This is a genomic window from Desulfurobacterium sp. (assembly GCF_027028515.1).
Lineage (GTDB): Bacteria > Aquificota > Aquificia > Desulfurobacteriales > Desulfurobacteriaceae > Desulfurobacterium_A.
On record NZ_JALVIW010000104.1, the window covers coordinates 1 to 18,872 of the forward strand.

Below are 18,872 nucleotides of genomic sequence, written 5' to 3' on the forward strand. Positions count from 1 at the left end.
CTGCAGATTACTTCATCACCAATTGTGAAGCTTTTATCTTTTACTTTTCCAGATATAGTGTATGAAACGGTATGATTTGTAGAATCAACAGTAACGTTGAATGTATCTACTGTTACGATATTACTGTCAAACATAGATGCACCAGTACCTGTTCCTGTAGCATTCTGGTAAACCCTTCTTATGATATTGTTGCTGTTTAAGTAATATTCAATTTTATATTTACATACCGGATTTGCGGTACTCCATGTTTGATTGTCACAATTGTTCGCAGTATCTGTATAGTCTATATAGTATATAGTTAGTGGATCGGTAGCACTTCCGTTTCCACTAACAGGTGTTATTCCTGCGGCAGCCACACCTCCATATCCTGCTTTTCTTAAATCTGAATCTATGATTTCTACAACATTAAATACAGATATGTTGCCCCTGGAGGTTTTCATGGTCGTATCAAGCTGCTTGTATCCATAAGAGAAAAAAATAACAGCAGCAGCCATAATGATGATGCCTATCACCATGGCTACTACAACTTCTAAAAGTGTAAATCCTGACCTTGAAGTTTTCATTACCAGTTTCCTTTTATATATTCTAATGTAACATTTCCGTGGTAGTTTTGGTATGAAAAATTGCTGATTACCTTTATCTTTTTGGTATTTGGATCCACTCCATTATCAACTATCCATTCGATATTGGCATCACCGCTGAATCCATCACAGCATGTATCAGGATCGTTGTCACAGGTCTCATCAGTTCCTACAGTTAGGCAGGGATCAGTATAGTTGAGGCTTGCAAGGTGTTCAAGAACTTTGTTGGCTTTATAGAGAGCCGCTTCTCTTTCCTGGTTTATTTTTGAGTATTTAATGTTGAATATAATAAGCATACCTATTCCGAGTATTGCGATAGCAAATATAGCCATTGCTATTAAAGTTTCAACGACAGTAAAACCTTCCTTTTTCAATTTATAACCTCTGCAAATAGATTCTTCCGCTCGTTTGATTTACGGTTATTCTATAAGATATTCCATATCCGGAAATGTCAATGTGCCCACTTGGATAAAGGAGTTTATTCCTTTTAAAAACAACGATAGGTAAAGCTGTTGGAAGAGTGCCATTGAAATCGTCTGTTATAGAAAGACTAAAAACAGGTGTTAGCGTTATTTCACTGGGGAGAGAGACCTGTTTTATCAATACAGGGGTGGTACCGGAACCATAAGGAGCGGCTATGTAATAAGCGTTGGTATCAAAAGCTACAGCACTTCCACCTTTTTCCATTGCAAGGCTTTGTGCCCACATTAAGTCAGAAGTAAGCTCTTCTGCAATTTGCTTAACTTTAATTTGGTGTATCCATGTACTTATTTGAGGAACTGCTATAGCTGATAAAATTAATACTACAGCAATGGCCACAATTAATTCAGTAAGGGTAAATCCTCTGTTTTTCATTTTTTTATCCTTTTTTATGCCGTGTTCTTTTTATGCATTTTATTCTCTATACTGAGGTTAATTAGTTCTATTATATATTATACTCTATACTTCATATCTGGAGAAATGTACGAATACGCTATAAGAAAGAAAACCTTTCGAAAATCTAATATTCCGGAAAGTTAGTTCCGAGTTAGGGTCTCTATACGACGTGCTAAAGAGTCTGTAGAAATAGGGACTGATTGAAAATTTCTGGATTATGGATGTAAGATTGGGAAAGTGCTACGGACTCACGGAGCTGGAAAGAGAAGTTCTGAAAGAGTTGAAGGATGGGATAACTCTCCTGAAAGGAGTAATTGAAAACCTTGAGGAGGTGGAAAAATGAACTACCAGATTAATTATCAGATTGCTGTTTCCATCCTTTCCATACTGATGGGTGTACTGCTCTACGCTTTCAGAAACACTCCCAATCCGTACATAGGTATAAGGATAGGGTACACGTACCTTTCAAAGGAAGCCTGGAGGAGGGCGAACACTTTCGCCGGTATTTACTGTATGGTATCCGGTTTTGTCCTCCTGGCAGTATCTTTAATCTTTCATCCCTCCAGATCCGTCTTTCTGGCGATAATCCTGATTCTGGCTGCAGTACTCGCAGTTCAGAGCTACAGAATAGCAAAGGAAACCTACAAAAGGGAAGGCCTGAAAACCCATGTAAGTGCTGCGAGACTGAAAAAGATGGAAGCAAAATCCACAGACGTGAAACTGTATCTGCTCGTCCAGCTAATTCCCGTCGTTGTTTACCTGATTCTCGCTTTGGCTCTGTGGAATAAACTTCCGGATACCGTTGCGATACACTTCAGTGCGAGCGGTAGACCTAACGGTTACGCCAGCAAGTTCTCCGGAGCTCTCACAATTCCACTCACTGTTATGGCTATAGTTCCGGTAATTACGGCAGTGTCCTTAAAGGAGCCGATGCTCGTCCGCTATCCGAAGGGAAGTCAGGTAGCAGTCTTTAAAGTTCTCACGGGTGTGCAGTTTATCGTTGCAACTGCTGTAACGCTTGCTCTGCTCTACAATGCGGGTATGATCTCAGGCAATTCAATTGTATTGCTCGTAACCTGTTTTATCGTACTGCTGATAGTCTGGATAGCATGGGTTTGGCGCTGCGAGGTGATTGCGTGATTTTGCAACTTTTCATTTTTAATCCACCTATTAACTAATGAGGTGTAAATAATCTTATTAACAATGGTTCGGTGATTAGCAAAATTTTCCTTGTCTGTAAATTTGTTTAAGTCAGGCCAAGTATCTAAAAAGTCGTTTTAAATTTCTTGACAATTTCATTCAAAAATCCTAAATTAACAATCAGAAGGAGGCGGTGGGAATGAAGGATGAACATACCCCAGTATATATGATAAGTGTTGTGGCTAAGCTTGCTGGAGTTCATCCCCAGACTTTGAGGTTTTATGAAAATGAGGGACTTTTAAAACCTTCAAGAACGGAAGGTAAAACAAGGCTTTATTCTGAGGCGGACCTTAAGCGGGTGAAGCGTATAGTTGCTCTTACTCGAGATAGAGGTGTTAATGTAGCGGGTGTTGAACTTATTCTTAATATGGAAGATGAGCTTAACCGTTTATTTAAACTTCTCTCTCAGCTTCTTGATGAAACGTTAAAACAGGCATTTGTTGAACGTCTTGAAGAGGAAGATTTTAAAGAGCTTAACGTGAAAAAGCTTATAGAAATTCTCTCTGAATAACTTGTGCGGACGGTTTTGGCTGCCTGAATTGTAAGGCGACGAATAAGAAAAAATTTTTCTACAGGGAGGTAGATTATGAACATCTGGGATCTTTTAAGCGGAAGGGCAAAAGATTCTATTATGCTTTCTCAGGAAATTGCAAGACAACTTGGCGAGAGGTATGTTGATACAGAGCATTTGCTGCTTGCTCTTGTTGAAATTCCGGGTTCACCTGTTGTGGATATTTTTACTATAGCTGGTTATGACCCGATAAAGGTTAAGAAGTTCATAAGAGAACATGTTGATAGGCTTGGAAGACTTGGACTCTCTACTGGTTACACTGGATATGAAGAGATTTACATTACGCCGACTCTTAAAAAAGTCCTTGATTCAGCAATAGATGAAGCGAAAAATATGAAAGCAAGAAACGTGGATGTTGAACATCTTTTCCTTGCACTGTTTAATGTTCCTGAAGGAATGGCTGCCAGAATTTTGAACAAGCTTGGTATGACCAAAGATGAAGCTGTTAAGGCGGTTGAAAAGTATAGATCTGGTAAGAAGAAACTCTCCAGGGATATTACTGGAAAGAAAGGTGGAAAGCAGCTTCCAGAAATTCTTCGCAAATACGCTATTGATCTCACGGGACTTGCAGAAGAGGGTAAACTTGACCCCGTAATTGATAGAGAAACAGAGATGAAAAGGGTTATTCAGATTCTTTCAAGGAGGACAAAAAACAATCCTGTTCTTGTAGGTCCTGCTGGTGTTGGTAAGACCGCAATTGTTGAAGGTGTCGCTCAAAAAATTGTTAACGGTGAAGTGCCTGACGATTTGAAAGATAAAAGGATAGTTACACTTGATATGGCGTCGCTTGTTGCTGGAACAAAGTATCGTGGAGAGTTTGAAGAGAGACTCAAGCAGGTGCTTGATGCTGTTAAAAATGAAGGCAACATTATTCTCTTTATCGATGAGCTTCATACAGTTATTGGCGCTGGTGCTGCAGAGGGTTCCATGGATGCAGCTAACATTATGAAACCGGCACTTGCAAGGGGTGAATTTAGGGTTATAGGCGCTACAACAACCGATGAGTACAGAAAGCATATAGAAAAAGACCCTGCCCTTGAGAGGAGATTTGCACCGGTTTGGGTTGACGAGCCGGATGTGGATACTGCAATTCTTATGCTTAAGGGTTTAAGACCAAAACTTGAAGAGCACCATAAGGTTAAGATAACCGATGAAGCTATAGAGGCAGCTGTTAAGCTTTCTAAAAAGTACATTCAGGGAAGATATCTGCCTGACAAGGCTATAGATGTTCTTGATGAGGCGTGTGCAAGGAAGAGAATTCAGGCTACTTATGTTTCACCTGAAATGCACGAGCTTAAGGAAAAGCTCCATGAGCTGAGAGCAGAGCTTGATGAAGCTGTTAAGAAAGAAGAGTTTGACAAGGCTGCAAAGCTCAAGGCTGAAATTAAGAAGATAGAAGAGAAGATCAAGGAGCTTGAAGAGAAGCAGGCCAAGATGAAAGAGGAGTCAAAAGGCGACAGGCCTGTTGTAACGGCAGAAGACATTGCAGAAGTTATCTCTGAAATGACAGGTATCCCTGCTTCAAAGCTTCAGGAAGAAGAGATACAAAAACTCTTAAGAATGGAGAAAGAGCTTCACGAAAGAGTTATTGGCCAGGAGAGAGCTATAAAGGCCATTTCAGAAGCTATAAGAAGGGCAAGAGCGGGACTTCAGCCTGCAAACAGGCCGCTTGGAAGCTTCCTCTTCCTTGGACCGACGGGTGTTGGTAAGACAGAGCTTGCGAAAACACTTGCAGAGTATCTCTTTGGCGATGAGACGGCAATTATAAGACTTGACATGTCTGAGTACATGGAAAAGCATGCAGTTTCAAAACTTATCGGTGCACCTCCGGGATATGTTGGTTACGATGAAGGCGGTCAGCTTACAGAAGCTGTTAGAAGGAAACCTTACAGTGTTATTCTTCTTGACGAGATTGAGAAAGCCCATCCAGATGTGTTTAACATCCTTCTCCAGATACTTGACGATGGAAGGCTAACAGATGCAAAGGGTAGAACTGTAGATTTCAGCAATACAGTGATAATTATGACCTCTAATGTTGGTTCTGAATATTTGATGCACCTTTCTAAAGAAGAGTTTGAGAAGAATTATGACAAGATTAAAGAGCAGATAATGAACGAGCTTAAGAAGAGGTTTAGGCCTGAATTCCTCAATAGAATTGATGAAATAATCATCTTCCATCCGCTTGCAGAGGAAGAGATTAAGCAGATTGTTGACTTGCTTATCAGGCAGCTTAACAGGAGACTTGAAGAGCGGGGTATTAAAATCAGGCTTACAGAAGAGGCCAAGAAAGAGCTTGCCAGGCGTGGTTATGTTCCCGAGTTTGGCGCAAGACCGCTTAAGAGAACGATACAGAGAGAAGTTGAGACACCGCTTTCTGTTGAGATACTGAAGGGCAACGTTCAGGAAGGTGACACCGTTAAGGTTGATTATGATAAGGAAAAAGGTGAATTTACCTTTAGCGTTGAAAAACCTGAACTTCCAGAGGCTACAAAAGCTGAGATAAAAACAGAAGGTGAAGAAGAGAAGAAAGCTGACGATGGCAAGGAAGAGGGTGAAGATAAAGAGTGATTGACGTTGTTCGTGAAAATTGAAAGGGGGCTTTAAAGCCCCCTTTTTTATTCTGAAATTACCATTTCTGCTGTTTTTAGTGAGTTATAGACACAATCGTTTACGCCAACGCCTCTGTAGGCGTTGGCGTTTAAAAATAACCCGCCATGGTTTGAAGCAAGTTTAAAGATTTCATTTACCTTTTCAACGTGTCCTACAGTGTAGTGGGGGATGCCCTTTGGATGTTTAAAAACGGCTGTCATAATAGGTCTGTGGCGAATTTTCATAATTCTTTTAATGTCTTTATAAGTCATTCTTGCTATTTCTTCTTCTCCTGCCAGTGCAAGGTGAGGTTGTCTTGCACCACCCACCATAGCCCTTATAAGTGCTTTTCCTTCCGGTGCTCTGTTCGGGAAAACACTTGAATCCCAGAGAACGCCTAATATTTTTCTGCCTTCAGATCTTGGAACCAAAAATCCAAAGCCATCAAGATTGTGTCCCAATCCTTTTTTTATGAACCCGAAAGCTATTACGGCTATCGGTGAATATTCTATTTCGTAGAGCTTCTCTGCAAGTTTTTCGTCAAAATTTTTAACAAGGGCTGCTGCAACGTAAGAAGGTGTTGATAAAACTACTTTATCAAAGCTTTCTTCAAAGATTTCATCATCCTTTTCATAAACAATTTTCCACTTTCCGTTTTCCGGTATCAGTTTTTTGACGGTAGTTCCAGGGTGAATTTCACCTTTTATGTTTGCAACGAGGGCGTCTATCAGGTCTTTAACGCCGCCTTTAAATGATGTCAGAACACCACCGGGCCCTGCCGTTGCATCTTTTTTTTCTTTTTTCATTGCTAAAAGACCCTTTATCAAGCCGCCGTACTTTTTCTCGAGATGCCATACGGCAGGGAAGGCTGCTTTTACACTTAGTTTATCGGGATCACCGGCGAATATTCCGGCAGCCATGGGGTCTATGAGTTTTTCAAGTGCCTCTTTGCCTATTCTTCTTTTAACAAACGATGAGAGGCTTTCGTCAGAATCGTCTTTTTTGGGAGGTATAAAGTATTCTGCCGCAAGTCTGAGTTTTCCTTTGAAAGACATGACGTAAGATGAAAGGAAAGCTATGGGATTTTCCGGAAGGCGAACCAGTTTACCGTTAACAAAAACAAAACGCTTTCTTGCCTTGTCAGAACTTCTATAAAGTCTATCCTCTATCTTTAAGTCTTTTACAAGGTCGAGTGTATAAGGTTTATTGTCTAAAAAGCCGTTTGGTCCTGTTTCTATGATAAACCTATCTTTTTGGACGGTTAACATTTTTCCGCCCGGCACGTTTTCCTTTTCAAAAATAGTTACTGAAACGTTATCACCGCCGAACTTTTCAATGTAAAATGCCGTTGAAAGTCCTGAAACTCCTGCACCTACGACTGCAACCTTTTTCATCTGTTAACCTCTTAAAAGTTTTTGGCACTCCTGCGATATGGCAGTTATCAGGTCTTTGTCGCGATGGTTTAGTGGTACTCTAATGTATTTTTCAATGCCTGCCTTTTCTGCCACTTCTCTATATTCTACATCAAGTTCAAACAGTGTTTCTATGTGTTCAGAGATAAAGCTTATCGGGAAAACAACCAACTCTTTAATGCCTTCTTTTCCTAACTTTTCTATCACTTCTTCCGTTGCTGGTTCGAGCCATTTTATTGGTCCAACTTTACTCTGGTAGGAGATGGAAAAAGGTATGTCAAGTCCTTTCATGACAAGGGAAACGGTATCTTCTATTTCTTTTATGTAAGGATCGCCTCTTTCAATCAGGTATGCCGGCAAGCTGTGGGCACTGAAGAGTATAAAGGGATTTTTCGTGTTTTTAAGGCTGTTTTCAAGCTGTTTTCTTATCCAGGTTATGTAGTGAGGATTTCTGCACCACGATTTTACGGTTTTCGCATTTTTGAAATGGTTTTTAACGTCTCTTACACAGGCGCCTGCCGTGGCAAAAGAGTAGTGAGGATACAGAGAGATAGCTGCAATCTCTGTGGCGCCATAATCTTTGATTTCTGCAGCAACCTCTTTAAGCAATGGAGCTGAATAGAGCATTCCTGTAAATGTCTTTACACCTGTTATTTCCTCAACAGCTTTTGCTATTTCAATGGCGTATTTAACGGTTGGTGAGCTTCCGCCAATTGCCTGGTAGTTTGGTGCTACTTTTTTCGAACGGATTGTGGCTATTATGTAGGCAAGAGGTTTCTGTAAAAATTCTGGAACACCAAAGTTTATAAGGTCTCTGTCGGAAAACAGACGGTACAAGAAAGGTTTGATCTCTTTTATATCGGAAGGTCCGCCCATGTAAACTATTAGATTTGCCTTCTTCAACACCTCACCTCTTGGAATCTTGAATAAGAGGAATGATAGCAGTTTTTAAGGTATATTTAAATGTAAGAGGTCTTGTTTTGGAGGGGCAATGAAATTTATAACAGAACCTGAAATTTATGAAATTCTTGGTAAAGTGGGACTGCCGGTGGTACGGCATAAGGTTTTTCACAGTGTGGATAGTCTTGATTGGAATTACTTTCCCGCTATAGTTAAGCCTGTCGTTAGAAAACCTATTCACAAAACGGAAGCTGGCGGAGTTATTGAATGTTCTGATGATAGAGCTGTGAAATAGGCCATTAATACTCTTTCAATGCGTTTTCCCGATGCAGAATGCTTTATAGTAGAGGAAAAAGTAGAAGGTATAGAGGCTTTTCTAACTCTTAAGAGAGATTCTTCTTTTGGTTTTGTTGGAGGTTTTGGAACGGGTGGTTTCTTCGTTGAGTTTTTAGATGATGTCGTTTTTCTGCCGGCGTTTGCCACACGTAGTGAGATTGGAAAGGCACTTAAAAAGACAAGACTTTTAAAACTCATTAAAGGATACAGGAATAAAAGAGGTAATGAAGAGCTTTTTATAGATTTTGTTTTTAATTTTTTAAAGATTCCCGGAATTTTCCCGGAGATAGAAGAAATTGAGATAAATCCCCTTTTTATAGGAGGGGATTTTGTCCTTCCTGCCGATGGTAAGGGCTTTATAGGGGATGTTTTTGAAAAAGAAAAAGAAGCAACGCCTGTTCCTTCTGATATCTTTTGTCCTGAGTCAGTTGCCGTTATAGGTGCTTCAAAGAGGGAAGGTTCTGTAGGCTATGCCCTTTTAAAGAATCTTTCAGATTTTTCGGGAAAAGTGTTTGCAGTTAATCCAAAGTATAGTGAAATAAATGGAAAAAAGTGTTTCCCGTCTGTTTTATCAGTCAAAGATAATGTGGACTGTGCTGTTATAGCTGTCCCTGCGCCTTTAGTTCCTGAAGTTTTGAGGGAGTGTGGTGAGAAAGGCGTAAAGCTTGCAGTTATCATTTCTGCCGGATTTGGTGAGAGAGGAGAAGAGGGAAAGCTACTTGAGAAAGAAATAAAGGATATAGCCAGAAATTACAGTATAAGGATTTTAGGTCCTAACACGCTTGGTTTTATAATTCCTTCTATTGGTTTGAATGCTTCATTTTCAAAGGTTATGCCCGAAAGAGGTAATGTGGCTTTTATATCCCAGAGTGGTGCAATCATTACCGCTATTTTGGATAAAGCACTTGAAGAGGATTTTGGTTTTTCTTCTGTTTTCAGCCTTGGAAATCAGGTTGATATTTCAGTTACCTCTTTGCTTCAGTCCCTTTCAGATAGTGAAAGAAACCGTGTTTTTATGGTCTACGTTGAAGAAATAAAAGACGGAGAGTTGCTGTTTTCCATTTTAAAGAGGAGACCGGTTGTTTTTATAAAAGCCGGTAGAAGTAGTGAGGGAAAAAGGGCTACATCTTCCCACACAGGTGCCCTTGCCGGTGATTATAGAGTTTTTAAAGATGTGGTAACGTTAAAGGAAGGTATTGTTGTTGATAGTGTTGATGAAGCTCTTGAGTGTTCACGAGTTTTATCATGTTATGGGAAATTAAAGGGTAATAGAGCGGTTGTTATCACTAATGCAGGAGGATTTGGGGCACTTCTTGCCGACTACCTTTCTTTGTATGGATTTTTGCTGATTGATATTGAACCGATTAAGAAAAAGCTTAGCTCTTTCCTTCCTAAAGGGTGGAGCCGCATAAATCCAATAGATATACTTGGTGATGCCACTTCTTTAAGGTATGAAAAAACGTTTAAAGCAGTTGAAAACCTTGATTGGGATGTTGCCTTTGTGGTTGTGACGCCTCAATACATGACCGATATCCACTTTATTGCACGTGAGATAGTAGATTTTCAAAAAAGGGTAGCTAAACCCGTTTTTCCCTGTTTTATAGGAGGATTTTCTGTAAAAAATGGCATAAAGTATGTTGAGAAAAACGGCATTCCCGCATTTACAGAGCCGCTTCTCATGGCGAAAGTGGTCTCTTTTTTAACAGAAAGGTAAAGCCGGAAAAAATTCCGGCTCTTATCTTATAAATTTCAAATTTTCAAGGTCTTCAAGGAGGGCCTGAAGGTCCTCTTCGTGTTCAACCTCATCGGTAAGTATTTGAAGGACAAGATTGTAAGTGATAGGATCTATATCCTTTGTAAATTTCAATATTTCACTGTAGGTATCAATTGCACACTGTTCTCCCCTTACGTTCTGTTCAAGGATTTTTCTCACAAACGGGTCATCGGGTGTTTCATATCCGCAGTTTGTCTTTTCAAACCATTCTTTTGGCGTTAATATCGGTGTTCCGCCGAGCTCAAGAATTCTTGTTACAAGCATATCGGCATGCCTTAGCTCATCGGTTGCGTGCTGAACCAACTCTGCTATTACTGCATCTTTCATGGGTCCCTTTACAACTTTTGAACCTATCCAGTACTGATAATAGGCAAGCCATTCATCACACAGGGCTTTGTTGAGCATTTCAACAATTTTGTCCGCATGTTCGCCAACAAGTGCTCTTCCTCTCGTTCCCATGATTCCTCCAGATTTCTTTTCTATTTTTAAATTTAAGATATCAGCTCGTATCCGCCAAGGAGTATAAGCACTAAATTTGCAGTGAACAGAATTTCTCTTTCAAATTTTGAAAGTTTATCAAGGACACGTTTGTTGCCAAAAAAGAGAGAAACCAAGTTCCACATTATGAAACTTGTTGCTACTATTTCCGCACCGAAGAGAAGTTTCACAGGCGCTGGTGTTTGAGGCGGTATTAGCTGGGTGAATATACCTAAAAGTATAAGGGGCAACTTGGGATTTAAAATGTTGCAGAAAAATCCTTCACGGAAATTTTTTCTGCTCGATGTTAAAGTTTTTTCACTTTTTATTTCAAATCTGTCTATTCTTTTTCTCATTTGAAGAAATCCCGATATGCCTATGTATATAAGATATAAAGAACCAGCCGATTTAACGATTTTAAACAGCGTCGGGTTTTGTGATAGAAGGCAGATACCAAATACTGCAGTAAGTGTATGGATGACAATACCTGTTGTAATTCCCAAAATTGTTAGAAAACCGTTTTTGTAGCCACCGCTGATGGTGTTTTTCATAACTAATATGAAGTCCGGCCCCGGTGTTAAGAGGAGCAGGGTCCAGACTATAAACAGAGTAGCTGCTATTTTTATCATTTTAATAACCTTTCACATTCTTTTATGGTTTTAAATACGTAGTCGGGACGAAGGTTCTCATCGATTGAGTTTAAAATGTCCGGTGAAGAGTACTTTCCGGAAAGGACGAAAACAGTTTTAAAGCCAACAGCTTCTTTTCCACCAGCAAGGTCCGAGAACGGGTCGTCACTTACCATATAGATTTTTGAAGGCTCCTTTATTCCTACAAGTTCAAATGCTCTTTCAAAGTAGAGTTTTGAAGGTTTTCCAAAGGATACAACGGGGCAGTTTCCCGCATACGAAAGGCAGGTCGCTATTGCACCGACACTTGGACTTACAAGGCCGTCCCTGTCAAGGATAATTCTGTTCATGTGATACGAGAAAAGCTTTGCGCTGTTTAAAACGATTGCCGATGTGGCCGTTTTTAGTTTTTTAAAGTCAACTTCTTTGTCCCTTCCAACTACCACTGCATCAACGTTGTAGTCATCTTTTACTTCAAAGCCGCTTTCTCTCAGGAACGATTTTATTTTTTCTGTGCCCAAGAAGTATATGGATTTTACGCCTTCCTTTTTCAATGTATCCACTGCAAGAAATGATGGCGATAAGAGTTTCTTTTCGTTTACGTTAAAACCTTTACTTTTCAGTATTTCTATTAGTTCTGAAGGTTTTTCGGTTGAGTTGTTGGTTGCGACTATCCATGGTATGCCCATGGAGTCAAGTTTTTCGGTGAATTCAAGAGCTTCAGGGAAAGGTGTATAGGATTTATCTTTTACAAGTGTTCCCTCAAGATCAAGCAGGAAGGCCACTTCCGCCATTGATAGTCCTCCGATTTTGAGAAGATGTATTGATTAAGTTAGTAATCTATCAGTTTGAGCCGCTCTTCGGGTGTTACAATCTGTGTTATTTTTATTCCGTATTGGTCTTCCACAACGTAAAGTTCACCTTTTGCAACTAACTTTCCATTAACCTTTATGTCAACTGGTTCGTTTATATGTCTGTCAAGTTCAACGATGCTGTTTGGGTGAAGGTTCAAAATATCTTCTAATGTCATCTCTGTGTTGCCCACTTCCACGGATATTTCAACAGGTATGTCTGCTAAAAGTTCCATCTTTTCAAGTTCCGGACAGGCTATTTTTTCAGCTTCCTGTTGTTCTGCTAAAGCTTGAGACCAGTCAGCCATTACGTCTTCAGCAGGTGTTTCCTTTGATGAAGAGTCTTCAGTTTCAGCAGATTTCTCTTTCTGCTCTTTATCCGCTTCCTGCTGAGAAAGAGCCTGCTCCCATTGCGCGGCAATTTCTTCTTGAGATAACTCACTCTGTTGATTCTGTTCCGTTTGATTTTGGTTCACTTCCTGTTGATTCTGCTTCTCCTCTGCCATTTCTGTTCCTCTCAATAGCTGTGTCTGTTATAAGTGCTGCGTATTTATCCTTTATTTTACCCATTTTTGCCCTAAATTTTGGTTTATCCTCCACGTAAAGTAAAATTTCATCGCCTTTTGTTACAGAAAGAAGAATCTTATCACCAGCTTTCCAGTTAACAAGTTCTTTGACTTTTACTTTTTTCTTTTCAAGTTCAAGGTAAAGATTGAGTTTAAGATGTTTTAACTTTCTTATAAGTTCTCTATCCCACACAGGATCTTTTTTGGTAAACCCTGTCTCTGAAAAGATCATGTCTTTTATGGGCAGGAACAAATCCTGTGGGAAACAGAAGAAAAAAGGTGCCTCGTAACCTTCTATATCCATGTTGCATTCTACAACTATAACTTTATCGTTAGGTGATACGATTCTTGCCAGAGTAGGGTTTAACTCTATTGATTTCAGGTCTATTTTTACAGGATAAAACTCTTTCCAGATGTCTTCAAATGTTTCAAGAGCTATATCAACGAAATCACTTATGATTTTTGTTTCAAGTCTTGTGAAATCTCTTCCTTCTACCTTGAATGGTTTTGCAGGGCCTCCGAACATTACACTTATAATTACGAAAACTAACCTTGAGTCAAGAACAAAGAGGAAATTTTCTTTTAATGGTTTCATGCTTACTATGCTGTAGCTTGATGGTAAAGGAATTTTTGACATAAAGTTGTCAAATTTTGTTATATAAATGCTGTTCTTGCTTACCATGGAGATTCTTGGTACTAAACCTCTTATTCTTTCGCTGAAAATTTTAATCCACCTTTCAAATATAAGTTCAAGGCCGGGGACATCTCCTTTCTTTATTTGTTCAAGTTCAGAAAAATCAAAGGGCCTTATTTTTTTGGCTTCGGTATTTTCTTCCTTATTATCTTTATCTTCCCCTAAAAGAGCATCTATCTCTTCCTGGGAGAGGAAATCTTCTGCCACGCTTCCTCCTTACACCAGTTCTTCAGAACCGCCGATGTCTATTTTACCTTCAGCTGCAAGCTGTTTTATGACCATAATAATCTTCTTCCTTGCTTTTTCAACGTCAGATTTTCTAACAGGTCCAAGTGCTTCCATGTCTTCCATAAGCATCTGGGCGGCACGTTTGGACATGTTGGACAGGAACTTGTTGACAATTTCTTCAGGTGCGCCTTTAAGTGCAAGGATAAGATCGTTTTTCTCAACTGCTTTGAGGATTTCAATAATTGCACGGTTATCAAGTTTAAGAATGTCTTCAAATTTGAACATTCTTTCTTCAATGGAATCTGCCAGACTTTCGTTTTCCTTCCTTATATCTTCAAGAATTTCGTTGGCAAGTTCTTTTGGAAGTGCGTTAACAATTTCTGCCGCTATATCAACACCGCTTAATGTCTGTTCTTTTCCAGCGCCCACTGTTATAAGTTCTTCTTCTAAAGCTTCAGTGACAAGCTTTAACGTGTTTGTTGATATCTTCTCAAGTGTTGCCAGTCTTTTTATTACTTCATCTCTAACGTTTGTAACACCCAGGCGTTTAGGAAGGTACTGGATAATTTCAGCTGCTTTTTGCGGTTTTATCTGGGACAGGACAATGGCAATTATCTGAGGGTGTTCTTTCTCTATCAGTTTTGCAATGAATTTCGGGTCAAGTTTTTCAAGTTCTTTAAACACCATCTTTTTGTTTTCAGAGAACATTGTGCTTTCAAGTAGTTCCCTGTACTTTTCAGGCGGTAACGCCTTTTCAAGCAGCTTCCTCAGGTTATCAGGAGCAACTTTTAGAGGGGCAAGCTGCGTAAGTTTACCGTAAGCTTCTTCAAGAACAAGTTTTACGAGTTCCTTGTTTACAGGTCCAAGGGAGAACATGGATTTTACTAACTTCTCTATTTCATGTTCTTTCATCTTTTTTAGAACGTTTGCCGCTTCATCTTCTGGCAGAGAAAGTATGAGAATGGCCGCTTTCTGCGCGCCTGTAATCCTCCCTGTTGACTTTATTTCTTTCTTTTCTGTGTTTTCTGCCATAAGCCACCCGGTGGTTGTTTTGAAACTGTTAGAAAAATATTATAACAATTAAATCAACCTTTGAAAGGTTTAGAAAGTGAAAAGTTTTCTGTCAGTCGTATATTAGAAGCATAAACGAATTTTTGCGAGAGGTGAAGATGCCAATTTTGATAAACGGTGTTACGGATGAGAAGAGACTCTACCGCGAACTTAAAAAGATCGGGTTAAGGAAGCATGATATAAAGAGTGTTTTCATAGCGAATCTGTCAGCCCTGGTCTATTTGAAGGATGAATCTTTAACGAAGGCTTATGAGGATTTTGTTCCTGACGAGGAGACAGAGCGGGAGATAAAGACAGTTCACAATTATGTTGAACATTTTAAATATCTTATAGATATAGAAAGACTTGCGGAGATGGAATTCCAGGAAGAAGAGATAAAGAGGTTATCTGGTAGAGAGAGAGAACTTTTGGGAAGGGCAATTTTAGACCTTAAAGGTGTTCGTGCCGGTATGAAGTTTCATCTTCATCTTGTCAGGTTTTACAGGGAGAAGTCTATAGATACGGAGATTGGAAACGGTGATATAGTCCTTGTTAGTCGTGGAAATCCGCTTAAAAGTGATCTTCTTGGAACAGTTATTAGAGTAACTGAAAAAACGATTACAGTCGCATTTGATAATAGGCCACCCCAGTGGGTTTATAAAAAAGGTGTCAGGCTTGACCTTTACGTTAACGATATCACATTTAAGAGGATGGAGGAGAATTTAGAAGAAGTTCGTCACGCTTTTGGGAGGAAGAGGGTATTAAGGAATATTATTTTGGGTTTAAAAAGACCTTCTCTGTCCGAAAGAGAGCCTTTTATTCCTGTTAATGAAAAGCTTAATGATTCTCAGAAGATGGCCGTTAGTGCTGCTCTTGGTTCACCGGACTTTTATCTTGTCCATGGCCCGCCGGGGACAGGGAAGACCAGTACAATAACAGAATTGATTGTTCAATTAGTGAAGAGAAAGGAAAAGGTGCTTGCCACAGCAGATTCAAACATCGCTGCAGATAATATTTTGTTGAACCTATCTAAATATTCAGATTTAAAACTTGTAAGAATTGGTCATCCTGCAAGGGTTCTTGAAGAGCTTGAGCGGTTTTCCATCTTTGCACTTTTTGAAGAACATGAGAAAAGTGAAGTTATAAGAAAAGGCTGGGAAAAAGTAAGAGAACTGATAGAAAAGAGGGATAACTTTTTAAAGCCTGTTCCTGCCTTAAGAAGGGGGATGAGTGATGAAGAGATTATCCATTTAGGAAAGAAGGGGAAGTCATTTAGAGGTGTGCCGGCAAAGAAAATCCGTTCTATGGCGAACTGGCTTTTGGTAAATTACGAGATAGACATCAGAATAAAAGCCTTGAAAGAGATGGAAGCGCAACTTTTTAGAGAGATTATTGCTGACGCGGATGTTGTTATTGCGACAAATTCAATGGTTAAGTCTGAACTGCTTGAAGGTTTTGAGTTTGATGTTGCTGTTGTAGATGAAGGAAGCCAACAAGTTGAACCTTCTACGCTTATTCCTGTTATGAGGGCTAAAAGGTTCTACATTGCCGGTGATCATAAACAGTTACCACCAACTGTTACCAGTGAGGATGCAAAAGAGTTGGAAAAGACGCTTTTTGAAAGACTCATATCGGAGCATAAGGACCTTTCCACCATGCTTACTGTTCAATACAGGATGAATGAAAAGATAATGGAATTTCCGTCAAAAGAGTTTTACGAAGGAAGACTTATTGCAGCTGATTCGGTTAAAAACCATACACTTGCTGATTTTAGAGTTGAGATTTTAAAAGTACCTGAATCTTACAGAAATATTCTGAATCCTGAAGAAGCTTTAACCTTTGTTGACACGTCTAAGATAAACGCGTTTGAATTTAAGCCAGAAGGGAGCACTTCTTATGAAAATTACGAAGAGGCAAGGCTTGCGGTTAGTCTTGTTTCTCATCTTGTTTATATGGGCGTGTCCAAGAAAGATATAGGAATAATTACACCTTACGCAAATCAGGTTAAACTGATAAAAGAGCTTCTAACGGAGAGAGATTTAAAAGTAGAAGTTAATTCTGTTGACGGTTTTCAGGGAAGGGAAAAGGAGGTAATAGTTATTTCTTTCGTTCGTTCCAATGAGAGTGGCGAGATAGGCTTTTTAAAGGATATGAGAAGACTAAACGTTGCTATTACAAGGGCCCGCAGAAAACTTATAGGGATAGGAAACAGTGAGACACTCTCTTTCCATCCTGTTTACAGGCGGTTTATATCTTACGTGAAAGATAGGGGCACTTTTGTTTCTACTGATTAGCAAGTTGGTTAAAAACAATTATTAATGTATTAAAATAATGATAATTGGCGTTCAGGAGACAGATTTATGGGTATTCAGGCGTTAATCCTATTTGCCTCTATTGCCGTTTTAATTTTTTTCCTTTATAAGGAAACATTTCATCCGGCCGCTTCGTTTACCATAGTTGTTTCCTTCCTTGTTGTAGTTGGAATCTTAACGCCCCATCAGGCGCTTTCCGGATTTTCTAATGAACAGATTGCCCTTATAGCGCTTTTACTTGTTGTTAGTTCTATAATTAAAAACTTCCGTATAACTGGCTACATTTTTAGCAGGTTGATGGATGAGAGTCTCTCTTATAAGAGATTTCTTTTACGTTTGATGGGAACGGTTTCCTTTTTTTCTGCATTTTTGAACAATACACCCATAGTTGCTGCGTTAATTCCCTACGTCTATAATTGGGGAAAGAAGAAAGGAATTTCACCTTCCAAATTGCTGATTCCCCTTTCTTACGCTGCGATTTTAGGAGGAACGGTTACCCTTATAGGTACCTCAACAAACCTTGTCGTTAATGGTCTTGCCGTTAATGCGGGATTGAAGCCTCTTAAAATTTTTGATTTCAGCTATGTGGGTATTCCTGCTGTTGTGGCTGGTATTGCTTATATGCTAATTTGGGGACACAGATTGCTTCCTGATAGAAAGGATGCCGTATCTGCGTTTCTTGAGAAGAAAAAAGAGTATCTTGTCGAGACAATTGTTCCGGAAGGTTCCAACATAGCCGGTAAAACGGTTGAAGAGGCAAGGTTAAGGAATCTTAAAGGGCTTTTCCTGGTTGAAATTATAAGGGAAAAAGAGAGAATAACACCTGTTTCACCGAAAGACGTCATAAAGGAGAACGATGTTCTTATCTTTGCCGGCGAAACAGAAAGAATAATTGAGCTTGTTAACGGTGAGAATGGATTCAAATTGCCGCCTGTCTGTTCTTTTGGCGACGATAAGGTGGAACTTGTTGAAGCTCTTGTTCCGCAGAATTCTTCTCTCATTGGTAAGAGGGTAAAGGAGACGAATTTTAGAGGGCGGTTTGATGCGGCAATTGTTGCTGTTCACAGGAATGGTGAAAGGCTAAAAGGTAAGATAGGAAACATTGTTTTAAAACCGGGAGATCTTCTTTTGATTCTTGCCGGGAAAAACTTCTGGGATAGGGTTTCCGATTCTGACGATATCTATGTGATTTCCAGGGTAAGAGAGATTGTTAACATTGATCAGAAAAAAGCCCTCCCTGTTCTTGTTGGTTTTTTCATTGCAATTTTGCTTTCCGCTTTGAGAATAATTCCACTTTTTGAATCGTTGTTGTTCCTTATTTCTATTTTTGTTGTTTTCAGGATAGCCACTTACAGTCAAATTAAAAGGAGCCTTGATCTTAACATTATTATCATTGCAGCTCTTTCTATTGCAATTGGTAAGGCGATGGTTGGGACAGGACTTGCCCAGGCTATAGCAGATGTTGTTGTTCCCTTTTCTGTTCCATTTGGAATAACATCCGCGTTACTTGTTATTTATCTTATAACAAACGTTTTGACGGAGTTTATAACAAACCTTGCTGCAGCTTCCATAACATTTCCAATAGCAGTATCGGTTGCCCGGAAACTTTCTGTTGAACCTAAAGCTTTCGTTTTAGCTGTCGCGTTTGCCGCTTCTGCCAGTTTTCTAACTCCAATAGGTTATCAGACCAACCTTTTAGTCTATGGTCCAGGTAACTACCGTTTTAGAGATTTTTTAAAAGTCGGCTTTCCGTTATCGTTAATATACATGTTTGTTACAATTGCCGTGTTGAAACTGGTGTTTTTATAAAAGTTTTTAGGAGGTAG

18 protein-coding genes are annotated in these 18,872 nt (G+C 39.5%); 7 read left to right on the top strand and 11 right to left on the bottom strand.

The window, feature by feature from the left end; translation table 11 throughout:
• From MV676_RS08515 to MV676_RS08525, 3 genes are all read right to left on the bottom strand, one after another.
• On the bottom strand, positions 1-563 hold a 563-nt coding region (locus tag MV676_RS08515; protein ID WP_297446770.1), incomplete at its 3' end, for a prepilin-type N-terminal cleavage/methylation domain-containing protein.
• A complete protein-coding gene (locus MV676_RS08520; protein WP_297446772.1) occupies positions 563-955 on the bottom strand; it encodes a prepilin-type N-terminal cleavage/methylation domain-containing protein in 393 nt (130 codons plus the stop codon). The genes MV676_RS08515 and MV676_RS08520, both read right to left, overlap by 1 nt.
• 1 nt (position 956) lies before the next feature.
• Positions 957-1,436, bottom strand: coding sequence for a prepilin-type N-terminal cleavage/methylation domain-containing protein (locus MV676_RS08525; RefSeq protein ID WP_297446775.1), 480 nt, complete (start codon positions 1,434-1,436; stop codon positions 957-959).
• 360 nt (positions 1,437-1,796) lie between these two features.
• Here MV676_RS08525 and MV676_RS08530 point away from each other — a divergent pair, with 360 nt between their 5' ends.
• The 3 genes from MV676_RS08530 (at position 1,797) to MV676_RS08540 (ending at position 5,796) form a co-directional block, all read left to right on the top strand.
• A complete protein-coding gene (locus MV676_RS08530; RefSeq protein ID WP_297446777.1) occupies positions 1,797-2,597 on the top strand; it encodes a DUF1648 domain-containing protein in 801 nt (266 codons plus the stop codon).
• Positions 2,598-2,796: 199 nt separating this feature from the next.
• The gene (locus MV676_RS08535; protein ID WP_297446780.1) at positions 2,797-3,168 is read left to right on the top strand and encodes a helix-turn-helix transcriptional regulator; all 372 of its coding nucleotides are present in this window, start codon (positions 2,797-2,799) and stop codon (positions 3,166-3,168) included.
• A gap of 75 nt (positions 3,169-3,243) precedes the next feature.
• Positions 3,244-5,796 carry an ATP-dependent Clp protease ATP-binding subunit gene (locus MV676_RS08540; protein WP_297446782.1) on the top strand — a complete coding sequence of 851 codons (2,553 nt, stop codon included), beginning with the start codon at positions 3,244-3,246 and terminating at the stop codon, positions 5,794-5,796.
• Between the two features lie 47 nt (positions 5,797-5,843).
• On the opposite strand, the gene hemG is transcribed toward MV676_RS08540, so the two are convergent.
• Together hemG and hemH are read right to left on the bottom strand one after the other, a co-directional pair.
• Positions 5,844-7,211 (bottom strand): protoporphyrinogen oxidase, encoded by a 1,368-nt coding sequence (hemG, locus tag MV676_RS08545; protein ID WP_297446784.1) that lies wholly within the window; start codon positions 7,209-7,211, stop codon positions 5,844-5,846.
• 3 nt (positions 7,212-7,214) lie between these two features.
• Complete coding sequence (gene hemH / locus MV676_RS08550) at positions 7,215-8,135, bottom strand: ferrochelatase (protein WP_297446786.1); 921 nt, start codon at positions 8,133-8,135, stop codon at positions 7,215-7,217.
• An 85-nt stretch (positions 8,136-8,220) separates the two neighbouring features.
• Between hemH and MV676_RS08555 the strand changes: the two genes are divergently transcribed.
• Both MV676_RS08555 and MV676_RS08560 read left to right on the top strand, forming a co-directional pair.
• Positions 8,221-8,424 (top strand): hypothetical protein, encoded by a 204-nt coding sequence (locus MV676_RS08555; RefSeq protein ID WP_297446788.1) that lies wholly within the window; start codon positions 8,221-8,223, stop codon positions 8,422-8,424.
• A gap of 18 nt (positions 8,425-8,442) precedes the next feature.
• Positions 8,443-10,179: a CoA-binding protein gene (locus tag MV676_RS08560; protein ID WP_297446791.1), complete on the top strand. Its 1,737-nt coding sequence runs from the start codon at positions 8,443-8,445 to the stop codon at positions 10,177-10,179.
• A 21-nt stretch (positions 10,180-10,200) separates the two neighbouring features.
• Here MV676_RS08560 and MV676_RS08565 read toward each other — a convergent pair whose 3' ends face one another.
• From MV676_RS08565 to fliG, 6 genes are read right to left on the bottom strand one after another with little or no spacing between them, the layout of a single operon-like run.
• Entirely contained in the window at positions 10,201-10,698 is a 498-nt protein-coding gene (locus tag MV676_RS08565) for a ferritin-like domain-containing protein (protein WP_022846290.1), read from the bottom strand.
• 32 nt (positions 10,699-10,730) lie between these two features.
• The gene (locus MV676_RS08570; protein WP_297446795.1) at positions 10,731-11,345 is read right to left on the bottom strand and encodes a LysE family transporter; all 615 of its coding nucleotides are present in this window, start codon (positions 11,343-11,345) and stop codon (positions 10,731-10,733) included.
• Positions 11,342-12,139, bottom strand: coding sequence for an HAD-IIA family hydrolase (locus tag MV676_RS08575; RefSeq protein ID WP_022846292.1), 798 nt, complete (start codon positions 12,137-12,139; stop codon positions 11,342-11,344). The genes MV676_RS08570 and MV676_RS08575 overlap by 4 nt, the downstream gene beginning before the upstream one ends.
• Positions 12,140-12,177: 38 nt before the next feature.
• The gene (gene fliN / locus MV676_RS08580) at positions 12,178-12,702 is read right to left on the bottom strand and encodes a flagellar motor switch protein FliN (protein ID WP_022846293.1); all 525 of its coding nucleotides are present in this window, start codon (positions 12,700-12,702) and stop codon (positions 12,178-12,180) included.
• Positions 12,635-13,663: a flagellar motor switch protein FliM gene (fliM, locus tag MV676_RS08585; RefSeq protein ID WP_297446800.1), complete on the bottom strand. Its 1,029-nt coding sequence runs from the start codon at positions 13,661-13,663 to the stop codon at positions 12,635-12,637. Before fliM ends, fliN begins: the two co-directional genes overlap by 68 nt.
• A gap of 9 nt (positions 13,664-13,672) precedes the next feature.
• Complete coding sequence (gene fliG, locus MV676_RS08590; RefSeq protein WP_022846295.1) at positions 13,673-14,716, bottom strand: flagellar motor switch protein FliG; 1,044 nt, start codon at positions 14,714-14,716, stop codon at positions 13,673-13,675.
• Between the two features lie 137 nt (positions 14,717-14,853).
• Here fliG and MV676_RS08595 point away from each other — a divergent pair, with 137 nt between their 5' ends.
• A complete protein-coding gene (locus MV676_RS08595) occupies positions 14,854-17,028 on the top strand; it encodes an IGHMBP2 family helicase (protein WP_297446803.1) in 2,175 nt (724 codons plus the stop codon).
• 66 nt (positions 17,029-17,094) lie between these two features.
• The gene (locus tag MV676_RS08600) at positions 17,095-18,855 is read left to right on the top strand and encodes an SLC13 family permease (protein ID WP_297446806.1); all 1,761 of its coding nucleotides are present in this window, start codon (positions 17,095-17,097) and stop codon (positions 18,853-18,855) included.
• Positions 18,856-18,872: the final 17 nt, after the last annotated feature.